This is a genomic window from Chryseobacterium sp. Marseille-Q3244, from assembly GCF_940807095.1.
In the GTDB taxonomy this organism is placed as follows: Bacteria; Bacteroidota; Bacteroidia; order Flavobacteriales; family Weeksellaceae; genus Chryseobacterium.
The window spans coordinates 168,335-180,466 of the sequence record NZ_CALNWX010000006.1 but is presented as its reverse complement, the minus strand read 5'-3'; the positions used below and the strand labels follow the sequence as shown (position 1 = coordinate 180,466).

8 protein-coding genes are annotated in these 12,132 nt (G+C 34.1%); 4 read left to right on the top strand and 4 right to left on the bottom strand.

Translation table 11 applies throughout. The features are described 5' to 3' along the window. Positions 1–270: 270 nt before the first annotated feature. Complete coding sequence (gene recA, locus NBX25_RS12870; RefSeq protein ID WP_123857667.1) at positions 271–1,272, top strand: recombinase RecA; 1,002 nt, start codon at positions 271–273, stop codon at positions 1,270–1,272. 60 nt (positions 1,273–1,332) lie between these two features. Here recA and NBX25_RS12865 read toward each other — a convergent pair whose 3' ends face one another. Then, the gene (locus tag NBX25_RS12865; protein ID WP_250253896.1) at positions 1,333–2,790 is read right to left on the bottom strand and encodes a hypothetical protein; all 1,458 of its coding nucleotides are present in this window, start codon (positions 2,788–2,790) and stop codon (positions 1,333–1,335) included. 152 nt (positions 2,791–2,942) lie between these two features. Continuing rightward, positions 2,943–5,831 carry an alpha/beta hydrolase family protein gene (locus NBX25_RS12860; RefSeq protein WP_250253895.1) on the bottom strand — a complete coding sequence of 963 codons (2,889 nt, stop codon included), beginning with the start codon at positions 5,829–5,831 and terminating at the stop codon, positions 2,943–2,945. A 154-nt stretch (positions 5,832–5,985) separates the two neighbouring features. On the opposite strand from NBX25_RS12860, the gene htpG reads away from it, so the two are divergent. Beyond that, entirely contained in the window at positions 5,986–7,878 is a 1,893-nt protein-coding gene (gene htpG, locus NBX25_RS12855) for a molecular chaperone HtpG (protein ID WP_123910081.1), read from the top strand. Positions 7,879–8,305: 427 nt separating this feature from the next. Beyond that, the gene (locus NBX25_RS12850) at positions 8,306–8,707 is read left to right on the top strand and encodes a helix-turn-helix transcriptional regulator (protein ID WP_250253894.1); all 402 of its coding nucleotides are present in this window, start codon (positions 8,306–8,308) and stop codon (positions 8,705–8,707) included. A gap of 522 nt (positions 8,708–9,229) precedes the next feature. Here the strand turns inward: NBX25_RS12850 and NBX25_RS12845 are convergent. Next, positions 9,230–9,526 (bottom strand): MGMT family protein, encoded by a 297-nt coding sequence (locus NBX25_RS12845; protein ID WP_068944649.1) that lies wholly within the window; start codon positions 9,524–9,526, stop codon positions 9,230–9,232. 86 nt (positions 9,527–9,612) lie between these two features. Between NBX25_RS12845 and NBX25_RS12840 the strand changes: the two genes are divergently transcribed. Further along, positions 9,613–9,759, top strand: coding sequence for a hypothetical protein (locus NBX25_RS12840; protein ID WP_250253893.1), 147 nt, complete (start codon positions 9,613–9,615; stop codon positions 9,757–9,759). 504 nt (positions 9,760–10,263) lie between these two features. On the opposite strand, the gene NBX25_RS12835 is transcribed toward NBX25_RS12840, so the two are convergent. Then, positions 10,264–11,238, bottom strand: a complete 975-nt coding sequence (locus tag NBX25_RS12835) for a deoxyhypusine synthase family protein (protein WP_045500886.1) — start codon at positions 11,236–11,238, stop codon at positions 10,264–10,266. Positions 11,239–12,132: the final 894 nt, after the last annotated feature.

Sequence of the window (12,132 nt, the reverse complement as noted above, 5' to 3'; positions counted from 1 at the left end):
AAAAATAGGCTAACTCAATAGGTTATAAAGACTATAACTCTTAGAAATTATCCTGTCAACATTAACTTCCAGCCTCCTGTTTCCTGCTTCCAACCCTAACTTTCTTTATTTTTTCAATATCTCCATACCACATTTTGCATCTCCTTCGTTATGAATAACATCAGTCTTAAAATTTTATCATTTTTTAACTCTAAAAACCAGTTTCAGGGATAAATAATATTAGTTTTTGATCTATAAATTATGTATTTTTGAGAAATTATTTTAATAGAGATGAGTAACATTGATGATAAGAAAAAAGCACTCGCATTGGTGCTTGACAAGCTAGATAAAACATACGGAAAGGGAACGGTAATGACTTTAGGTGATGATTCTATAGACAATACCATAGAAGTAATTCCTTCCGGATCTTTAGGATTAGATATCGCATTAGGTATAGGAGGATATCCAAAAGGAAGAATCATTGAAATATATGGACCTGAATCTTCAGGTAAAACAACATTAACACTTCACGCTATTGCTGAAGCTCAAAAAGCTGGTGGTATTGCCGCATTTATTGATGCTGAGCATGCTTTCGACAGAACTTATGCTGCGAAATTAGGAATTGATTTAGAAAACCTTATCATTTCTCAGCCAGATAACGGAGAACAGGCTTTAGAAATTGCTGATAATCTGATCCGTTCAGGAGCAATTGATATTGTTGTTATTGACTCTGTTGCAGCGCTTACTCCAAAAGCGGAGATTGAAGGGGAAATGGGAGATTCTAAAATGGGTCTTCATGCAAGATTGATGTCTCAGGCATTAAGAAAATTAACGGCTACCATTTCAAGAACGAAGTGTACTGTAATTTTCATCAACCAGTTAAGAGAAAAAATCGGTGTAATGTTCGGTAACCCTGAAACAACTACCGGTGGTAATGCTCTTAAATTCTATGCTTCTGTAAGAATTGATATCAGAAAAGCTAGTGCACCAATCAAACAAGGTGACGAAGCTATCGGAAGCCGTGTGAAAGTGAAGATTGTGAAAAACAAAGTAGCTCCACCTTTCAAACAGGCAGAATTCGACATTATGTATGGAGAAGGAGTTTCTAAAGTAGGAGAAATTCTTGATACAGCGGTTGATATGGGAATTGTGAAGAAAAGCGGTTCTTGGTTCAGCTACGAAGAGTCTAAATTAGGCCAAGGGCGTGATGCTGTAAAAGATGTTTTAAAAGATAATCCTGAACTTGCCGAGGAATTGGAAAACAAGATCAAAGAGGAGCTGAAAAACAAATAATACATAAAAAACGGTCTGAATGTTCAGACCGTTTTTATTTTATATAGATATTATCTTATTTTATTCTGCAATCTTACCCTGTAACTGCATAGCTCCTGCAACCTGCATTCCTAGCCTAAGGGCAGCAAATCTCATATTTTCTTTACTTACAAAAGCATCTACTATGAAGAAGTCTTCCACTTCTGTATTGGTAATCAGTCTTAGTTTCAGAATAAATCCTTTTACACTTCCATCCGGCAGCAATTCACTCTCTTTAATATCCAGTACCTTACCAATAAAGTCAATACATCCATAATCAGGAAGATCCTGGCTTGGTTTATAAGCGGTAAATTCTTCATCAGTCTTCGTACCATCCGGTAAATCAAAACTTTGATGGAGATCTAGCACGAAAATAATTCCACTCAAATTAATATTTAACTTATTCTGTGTCTGATATTGAGTTTTATTTTCTGAATAATCCGTAGGGAAAAACCAAAGTCCGAAAGTATCTCTTCCAAGACCTCCTACGATAGCTTCATTATTATCCACATTTTCCCATTCACGAATTTCTTTAGTCTCGAAATCAAGAGAGAAATTGGTTTTTACTTCCGGATAAATGGTATTAAAATCTTCAGAGATAATCGTTTTGAATCTTATATCTGCAAATTCTGTATGCTTAGCCTTTTCTTCCGCAGGTATTTCATCTACTCTGCACAAAGCCATAGTTTCCATCAAATATTGAGAATATTTTTCTTGAGTCTGGAAATTTTGAAAACCAAAAATCCCACCCCACATATTCGCAAGAGAATGAACATTTGATTTCTTCATGATAATTCCAGCTTCATTTGTACTTTCCGGGCTTTTGATCTCTTCTCTGTTTGTAAAATAATCTTTACCGTCTACCAGCTGGTTATTCATGATCTCATTGTTTTCTTCATGAGAGAATTCAGCAAAGCCTTTGAAAGTAACATTTTCATTCTCGAAAGCATAAGGCAATGCAATATTATTTTGCTCACCATCATTAAAATGATAAGAAACTGTAATCGCTTTAAGATCTTCCGGGTTTACTGCCAATGCATGGTTACCATCATTATTGAACTGAGAATGATAAAGAATAGCATACGACTTGATTTTCCCTTCTTTCAACTCGTTTTCAAACTTTTCTTTCATGTTGCTAAGCACAACTTGTGGTGAAAGCCCATAGGTAGGATCTGTAATCATATAAGCAAATCCTTCTACTTGACCATCTTCTTTTTCAAACGCTGAAATAGGAGCAAAATCTCCTCTTAATTGAAGGGCAATAGAATACACGATATAATCACTATAAATCTTGATCTTTTCATATAATTCATTCACCTTTTTCTCTTCCATAGGTTGTGGTGGTACTGGCGTTTCCAATACTGGATCCTGTATTACCTCTACCACTTCCTCTATTTTCTCTTCTACTATTTTCTCCTCTGGCATTTCTTGCTGCTGAACCGGAGCACTGACATTTTCCTGTCTGTTGTCTTTCTTCTTAAAAAAATCAAAGATTCCCATATTGTTGTTAAAATTGGCGGTAAATATAATAAAAGCTCGCAATAGGCCCATCATAAAAAAAATGCCATTGTGTCAGTTTATTATTTGTTATGATATTCTCAAAATAGGATAAACAAAAACTCGGCGGAGCCAAAGGCTCCGCCGAGTTTATTTTAATTAGGTTTATCATCTGTTAACTCAAATCCCCAATCTTTTCCTTTTTGGGTCGCCGGAATTCCTTTAGTCATCCAGACCGGAGCTTTAGCTCCTTTAAGATAATAATCAAAAAACTGCTGTTCTCGAATTTGAATATCTTTTCTGTTCTGGCGTTTGATAAGGTTATGATCGTCACCATTATAATTCAGGAGCCATGCCGGTTTTCCGAGACGGCGTAATGCTGTAAACATTTCGATTCCCTGATACCATGGCACTGCACCATCCTGATCGTTGCTCATAATAGCTACCGGAGTTTTTACTTTATCAATAGCAAAAAGCGGTGAATTTTTAATATAAAGATCCGGTGCTTCCCATAGATTCTTTCCAAGTCTGCTTTGCGATTTTTCATATTGAAACTGTCTGTTCATTCCTGAACCCCATCGGATCCCTCCATAGGCAGAAGTCATATTGACTACAGGAGCACCGCTCCAGGCAGCGGCATACATATCAGTATGTGCAATAAGATAAGCTACCTGATAACCACCCCAACTTTGTCCCTGAATTCCTATTTTAGTACCATCTACCCAAGCGTTTTGCTTCAGTTTTTCAACTCCGGAATTAATATATTCCATTGCTGATTCTCCGGGAAGTCCGTCTGTGTAAGAAATATCAGGTGTAAAAACCAAATATCCGTTGCTCACAAAATAAGAAATATTTAATCTTGAAGGGGTTGGTGAAGGAGCCACATAACGGTTCAGATTATCAGAAAGTTTTTCATAAAAATAGACAATCATAGGATATTTTTTGTTCGGATTGAAATCTTCCGGCTTGTATAAAACTCCTGTAGACGTGTTTCCTTTTGGTGTTGTCCAATGTACCAACTCGTCCGTTCCCCAATTATAAAGGTTTTGTTGCGGATTGGTGTCGCTTATTTTTTGTTGTTTTGAGAAATCTGATGTTGTAAAAATATTCGGTGAATCTGTATAGGATTCTTTTACTACAATATATTCTTCTGCATTTTTTGCTTTTTGAAGACTACGATATCCCCATACCTCTTCCATTTGAATTTTTACAGGATCTGTATTTGACTGGATAGAAGTTTTAAAAATCCCGTTTGCTTTAGTTGTATTATCAAATGCAGACAAATAGATAGAAGATTTTCGGTTTAGACTCTTAATATCTTTATCTAAATCGTAAGTATCAAATGTTACTTTATTTTTACGTCCAAATCCATTCGTAATATTTCTTGGTTTCTTTGAGCCGTTCAGGAAAAATTCCCAAAGGTCATAGCGGTCTCTGATAATGACAGACTCATCATTATCCGTCCAGGAAGCAATTCCGTAAGGGTTTGGAAAATCCGGCATATCAAACTCTTCATCCACAAAAGAAACCGGCAATCCACTAGTAAGAGGCAACGTTTGTTTTGTCTTAACATTATAGCTCAACCATTTTCCTTTTTCACTATCAAAAATTACAACGAATTTCCCCAATGGAGAGACAGCAACCGAACCATCTAAGTTTTTAACGATTTCTGTTCTTTCTCCTGTTTTGTTATCAATCACAAAATAGGTTTTCTTTGTTGAACCTTCCCATTGCGAAGAAATTCGATTATTCAAGCTGGTAACTCCCAATGCAAAATCAGCATTTCCTTCGTTTACCAATCGTAAAGTATCCAGATCTGCCCCATCAATATTTCTAAAGAAATCAGGTTTCTCTGTTTGCATTACTACAGCGTAAGATTTTTTCAAATCATTTTTCAATTCTTTAAGCTGTACCGTTTGTAGATAATCATCTCTGTAATTCCAGATATCCACCACAGCATGGTCATTCGCAATCATTGCGGTATCTTTTGCAATAGGTCTTGGAGCAACACCGAAATACAGTTGCTTTCCATTTTTACTGAATAGAGGTGCACGATTTTCAGAAATTACCCAGTCTTTTTTCATTTGGGTATTTTGATTGGTGATTAACTCCTGCTTATTTCCTTTAAAATTAAAGTAATACAAATTGTACAGCTTTACTAAATCATTTTGTGCAGAAGAAGTGCCTACGAATGCCAATTGGCTTCCTACCTCATCAAAAGATAATTGTGAAAAATCACCTTCCATTTCCGAAATTTTAGTTACCGTTCCTTTTTGCAAATCTACTATCTGTACGGTTTCAAGAGTGTATTTCTTTGGTTTTGATTTATCAGTATCTTTATCTTTTTTATCTTCAGATTTTCCATCCGTTGAATCCTTTTCCTCTTTTTTATCCTTTTTCTCCTCCGGTTTCTTGGTCACAAAAGCGAGTTGCTTACCATTTTTACTGAACTCATAGCGGATTACATTATCGTATGTTGTACTTTTCCCATCCAAAAGATTTCGCACGACCAATTGCAAAGGTTTTGCATTTTTATCTTCTTCTTTATTTTCATCACCATCTTCTTTATCTGAAGACTTATCTTTTGTATCTTCCAGAAGATAGGCCACATAAGAACCCATTTTTTCAGGAATTTTAAATGTTTTTACATTAGGAATTTTCTCGGTCTGACCATTCAAAACATCCATTATTGCAAGACTGTCTTTTGTGAGTTTATTCTTTTTAAGCTTTTTATCTTTTACCGCTTTTATATCTTTATACAATGGGCGGATCTGAAAAACAGCAAATCTGGAATCACCTGTAAAATCAACTTTTGTCCCTCTCTCAAATTTCTTTGAAATTTTATTTTTAACTGAATATAAAAAAAGGTTAGGATTTCCCTCCTGAATATCTACAGAATAGGCAATCCATTTTCCATCATCTGAGATTTTTCTCGCACCTATATTTTGCCAATTGTCATAGACAGAATGGTCCAAAGGCTTCTTCTGCCCATACAGACTGCAAGCCATGATGAACAGAATAAAAATTGTACATTTCAACTTCATTTTTAATTTTTTTTAAAGGATTAAAAATAGCGTATTTCTTTGACAAATCCACATCATTCCTCGTTTCTATCATTCAAAAAAATGTCATTCTGTCACTTTCTTCTTCGTGGTATTTTTTTTGAGAAAGATTTGAAAATTAAAAATCTAAAATATTATGACGAAAGGAAATATTAATGTATCGGTGGAAAATATTTTCCCACTTATTAAAAAGTTTCTTTACAGTGACCACGAAATATTCTTAAGAGAGCTGATTTCTAATGCTACGGATGCTACTTTAAAACTAAAACATTTAACAAGTATTGGTGAAGCAAAGGTAGAATATGGAAATCCTAAGCTTGAAGTTAAAATTGATAAAGAACAGAAAACGTTACGTATCATAGACCAAGGTATTGGTATGACCGGTGAAGAGGTTGAAAAATACATCAACCAGGTTGCATTCTCAGGAGCTGAAGAGTTTTTGGAAAAATATAAAGATACCGCAAAGGATTCAGGAATTATCGGACACTTCGGACTTGGGTTCTACTCTGCTTTCATGGTAGCTGAAAAAGTAGAAATCCTTACCAAATCTTATAAAGACGAACCCGCAGTAAGATGGATCTGCGACGGAAGCCCGGAGTTCACCCTTGAAGAAACAACTGATAAAACTGATAGAGGAACAGAAATCATTCTTCACATTGCAGAAGATTCTGTAGAGTTTTTAGAAGAAGCAAAAATCCGTGAATTGTTATTAAAGTATAACAAATTCATGCCTGTTCCTATTAAATTCGGAACAAAAACACATACACTTCCTTTACCGGAAGACGCACCGGAAGATGCGGTTGCTGAAACTGAAGAAGTAGATAATATCATCAACAATCCTACTCCGGCATGGACTATCGCTCCAAGTGATCTGACCAACGAAGATTATATGAAGTTCTACCATGAATTGTATCCAATGCAGTTTGAAGAACCTTTATTCCATATTCACCTGAATGTTGATTATCCATTTAACCTTACAGGAGTTTTATTCTTCCCTAAATTAAGCAACAACTTAAATATTGATAAGGATAAAATCCAGTTATACCAAAATCAGGTATTCGTAACGGATGAAGTAAAAGGGATCGTTCCGGATTTCTTAATGCTTCTAAGAGGGGTAATTGATTCTCCGGATATTCCGTTGAACGTATCCCGTTCTTATCTTCAGGCAGATGGTGCAGTAAAGAAAATCTCTTCTTACATTACTAAAAAAGTAGCTGATAAAATGGCTTCTTTAATCAATGAAAACCGTGAAGACTACGAACAAAAATGGAATGACATTAAAGTAGTCATCGAATACGGAGTGGTTACAGAAGAGAAATTTGCTGAAAAAGCTGATAAATTCACATTATATCCAACAACAGACGGAAAATATTTCCTTTGGAATGAGTTAGTTGATAAAATCACGCCTACTCAAACTGATAAAGACAATAAGCTTGTAATTCTTTACGCAACCAATGCGGATGAACAGCACAGCTATATTCAGTCTGCAAAAGATAAAGGATATGAAGTCCTGTTATTAGATTCTCCAATCATTTCCCACGTTATCCAGAAACTGGAAACAACGAAGGAAAATATTTCATTCGCAAGAGTGGATGCAGATCATATCAACAATCTGATCAAGAAAGATGAGCCCGTTATTTCAAAACTGAATGAAACTGAAAAAGAATCTTTGAAAAAGAATGTAGAAGAAGCCATTCAGGATTCTAAATTCACGGTTCAGCTTGAAGACCTTGACAGCAATGATGCTCCATTTACCATTACTCAACCCGAATTCATGAGAAGAATGAAAGAAATGCAGGCAACTGGTGGTGGCGGCATGTTCGGAATGGGTGGGTTCCCGGAAATGTACAACTTAGTTGTAAATTCCAACAGTGAACTTTCTAATCAGATTTTAAAAACTGAGAATGCTGAAGAGAAACAAAGCTTAATCAAATACGCTTTAGATCTTGCTAAACTTTCTCAAAATCTACTGAAAGGAAAAGACCTGACTGATTTTATACAGAGAAGCTATAAGCAACTTGAAAAATAATTTACTGAAGACTGTTTCGAATGAAGCAGTCTTTTTTTTGTATTAAATGTTGGAAAACGCTAAGGCGCAAGTTTTTTTCATACAGGATACTTTAAGGCGCAAAGATTTTTTCTACGATAAAATTGTATACTGCTGAAGACTGCCACTAATGCACGAATAATTTTAATTACACTTATAACCTATGTATCTATGTGGTAAAAAGATTTGAAACCACATAGGTACATAGAATATAATGTTTCATATCTGAGCATTAAAAAAAAATCGAGTGTTTGTAGCAAAAAAATCAATGTAATTTTTGTTAAAGACGTGTTTTATCATAAAACTTTTGTGGTTTATCTTCCCACAATAGTGAAACTTCATTAGTATTTTTTCAGTTTTTTATTGTATACATTGTGCTTTTTTGCCATTTTTGTATAAAATGTAGGTCATGCAAAAAGAAAAATTACGTATCATCAGAAAGCAAAAAGGCTATACCCAGCAGCAGGTAGCTGACTACATCGCTACGGATGTATCTAATTACAGCAGAAAAGAAAGTGGTGATGTAAGAATCGTCCAGGATGAATGGGACAAACTTGCCCGTTTCTTAGACGTTCCAGTTGAAGATATTTATGAAGATGAGACAGCTGCAGTAGTTGTTAATTATGACCATCCTGTCTTTAACGATAAATCTATTTCTGCAGGGGCCATCACTAACCAGAATAACTATGATAATATTCCAGGGGCTGTTATTGAAAACCTGCAAGGATATATTACTCTATTAAAAGAAGAAAACGAAAGGCTTAAAGAGGAACTAAAGAATTCTCAAGCTCCTACAAGAGCTAAGAAATAATACGGTTTTAAGCTGTAAAAATATTTGTGTCACTCATATCAATGATATGAGTGATTTTTTTTACTTATTTTTTCATGCAAAGAATTAGCGATTCGAATGTTTTATTTTAGAAAACTAAGAGAGTTCAACTTTGTTGCTAATTAAGCTTTATAGTTATGCGTTCGCTTAATAAGAATCAATTCCATTGATTCCCTCTTTGCTTTCTCAAAATATTGCGGGATAAAAATAGAAACTTTGCGTTACAATAGGCACTTATTTTTGACCACGAATGCACAAATCTATTTTGTATCTGATAGTGTTATGAAAAACTTATTATAAAGCCTGATTAAACTTAACCAAAGATTCCACAGATATACACAGATGATTGAGAATCATTTTTTACCCGCCGATCAATACTCAGACAAAAAATCTTTGATTTTTTAACTTAAGTGCTCTTCTCAACATTTAGTTTGTCACTAAAATAGACTAAAGTGTCTAAAATCTTTTGTGCCTTTTGTGGTTTTATAAAAAGTTTAAGCAGCTTTATAGTTCGTTCATCGGGTCCCAAAATAATTTCTTGAAACCTTTTATTCTTAAGTTTTCTACAGTAATTCCTTCCGCTTCCAACTTCTTCTGGAACTCCGGAACAGATAATGTTCCTGAGCTGGAAATGACGCGGTGAGCTGGAACATCTTCAGGACAACCTCCCATCGCTTTTCCTACATGGCGGGAATGATTGGGATAACCTACAGCTTTTGCTATAGCTCCATAGGTAGAAACTCTTCCTTTTGGGATAAGTCTGGCTACTTCGTATACCTGTTGTTTGAAAATTTCGTCCATATCTTAAGATCTTTGGGGAATATTTAATTTTTGCATCATTTTTGAACTCTTACCCCCTCAATGATGTTTCATTAAAAGATAAAGATATGAAAAAATCATTTTTCCGTTTACTGAATGTAATTAATAAAAAGGTTCTTCCGAAGCTGAGTAATAAGGACCCAAACACACTGACAAAGGTTGAAAAGGGAATTCTGGCGTACCGATATTTTGTACTGGTTAATTCTTTGGATTGATTTTATTTCAATCAATTTTCACAGATCTTGATTAGAATAAATCTATTGACTCGCAGATTTAGCAGATAATGCTGAGTTTATTTTATATTAATCTCAGTTTGTTGGAAATCGCTAAGACGCAATTTTTTTTTTACCTACATAATGCTTTAAGGCGCAAGGATTTTATCTACGATAAAATTGTATAATGTCGAATATTGCCACGAATACACGAATAATAATACTTATTACCTATGTGGTTCAATTTTTTTAAACCACATAGGCACATAGAATATTACACTTCATATATTCGTGCATCCGTGGCAAAAATATCTACGTGGTCATTGCTGACATTAATTCTTATACTACTGATAAGATATTTGTGTCTTACAGTTTATAACTTATTAAAGAGAATCTGCTTCATCTGCAAAAGCTGCAAAAGCTAAAAGAGCATCAGAGGTTTAAATAAAAAAAGCGCTCCAAAAAAAATGAAGCGCTCCTATCGTGATCTCGTAAAGAGTTTATTTATTAAGCATTCTCTAGGATATAAGAGAACATTAGTGGTGCACAAATTGTTGCATCACTTTCAACGATAAATTTCGGTGTAGTGATATCTAATTTACCCCAAGTGATTTTCTCATTTGGAACTGCTCCTGAATAAGAACCGTAAGATGTAGTAGAATCAGAGATCTGGCAGAAATAAGACCAGAAAGGAATGTCATGCATTTCCATATCCTGATATAACATTGGAACTACACAGATAGGGAAATCTCCTGCAATACCACCACCAATCTGGAAGAACCCAACTCCTTTTCCAGCTGAATTTTTAGTATACCAATCAGCAAGGTAAGTCATATATTCGATACCTGATTTCATTGTCGTAGCCTTAAGCTCTCCTTTGATACAGTATGACGCAAAAATGTTACCCATTGTAGAATCTTCCCATCCAGGAACTACGATTGGCAAATTAGCTTCTGCTGCAGCAATCATCCAAGAATTTTCTCTAGGAATTTCATAATACTGCTCCAATACTCCTGAAAGAATCATTTTATACATGAATTCGTGTGGGAAATATCTTTCTCCTTTAGCTTCGGCATCTTTCCAGATTTCTACGATGTGCTTTTGTAATCTTCTGAAAGCTTCTTCTTCAGGAATACAAGTATCTGTAACTCTGTTTAGACCTCTTTCTAAAAGATCCCACTCGTCCTGAGCAGTCAAATCTCTGTAATGAGGAACTCTTTCATAGTGAGAGTGTGCTACAAGGTTCATTAAATCTTCTTCAAGATTGGCACCTGTACAAGAGATAAAATCTACTTTCCCCTGACGGATCATTTCAGCAAGAATCTTTCCTAGCTCAGCAGTAGACATAGCTCCTGCCAAAGTAATCATCATTTTTCCGCCATCTTTAAGATGTGCAACATATCCTTTAGAAGCATCCACCAATGCAGCTGCGTTGAAGTGCAGGTAATACTTTTCTATGAATTCAGTTATCGGTTTGCTCATTTTTTTAATTTTTGCAAAGATAAAACTTAAAAACGGAATGCAGCCCAAGCACTTGAAGAAAGTCTCATAGAGGAGTGCTTTTTTATCATTTGTTAAATATTAAAGTTCTTTTATAATATTATGAATGATAAAAAGTCTAATAGAATACAGTAAATAGAGAGATAAAATAATAAAAAATGTTTTTTATCCCAAAATAGTGATAAATTATTTTTTTTCAAAAAGAAAGTATATATTTGTATACTAAAAAATAATCCGCTCTGCAAAGCGGACTATTTAAATTAAAAACTCAATGAAGTGATTGTGTACTATTATTCGCAATCACTTTTTACTTTCCTGGTCTTTTAGAAACAATAATAAAACTTATCATTGCTAAAATAATCAGGAAAAGCATCCCTAGAAAAAGTATAGACTCATTCATAATTAAAAATAAATTTTCTAACATTTATTCACTTAAAAGTGTATAAAAAATTTATTTACAAACATGTAAATTGACTAACTTTATAGCAAATATAATACATACAGAGAAAAAAAACATTAGAAAAAATAAACTCCCTATAAAGAGATATATTATTTTTCATAAAATAGAGATTTAAATAGACAAAAAAACAGTATACTCTCGATAAATAGGAGCTTTTTGAATTCTATTTATTTCATAAAAAAATTGATGATAAATTAAAATATAAAAAATTTATTAATTTTCTTAATAAATCACTACAAATAGAGTTAAAAATATCTTTAATTTGCCAAATTTTGAACTTTAAAACTGTGAAATATAGATCTTGACTAAATAATTATTTAATGTAGTTAATAAGAAAATAAAGATTTATTTATATAGTATAAAATTATGGTCAAAATATTCAAAGGTATTCATTCTAAAAACAGAAAACGCAGCCC

Bases quoted from the DNA above. Each gene is read 5' to 3' on its own strand.
- recA (WP_123857667.1), top strand. From the start codon at position 271: ATGAGTAACATTGATGATAAGAAAAAAGCACTCGCATTGGTGCTTGAC.
- NBX25_RS12865 (WP_250253896.1), bottom strand. From the start codon at position 2,790: ATGGGAATCTTTGATTTTTTTAAGAAGAAAGACAACAGACAGGAAAAT.
- NBX25_RS12860 (WP_250253895.1), bottom strand. From the start codon at position 5,831: ATGAAGTTGAAATGTACAATTTTTATTCTGTTCATCATGGCTTGCAGT.
- htpG (WP_123910081.1), top strand. From the start codon at position 5,986: ATGACGAAAGGAAATATTAATGTATCGGTGGAAAATATTTTCCCACTT.
- NBX25_RS12850 (WP_250253894.1), top strand. From the start codon at position 8,306: ATGCAAAAAGAAAAATTACGTATCATCAGAAAGCAAAAAGGCTATACC.
- NBX25_RS12845 (WP_068944649.1), bottom strand. From the start codon at position 9,526: ATGGACGAAATTTTCAAACAACAGGTATACGAAGTAGCCAGACTTATC.
- NBX25_RS12840 (WP_250253893.1), top strand. From the start codon at position 9,613: ATGAAAAAATCATTTTTCCGTTTACTGAATGTAATTAATAAAAAGGTT.
- NBX25_RS12835 (WP_045500886.1), bottom strand. From the start codon at position 11,238: ATGAGCAAACCGATAACTGAATTCATAGAAAAGTATTACCTGCACTTC.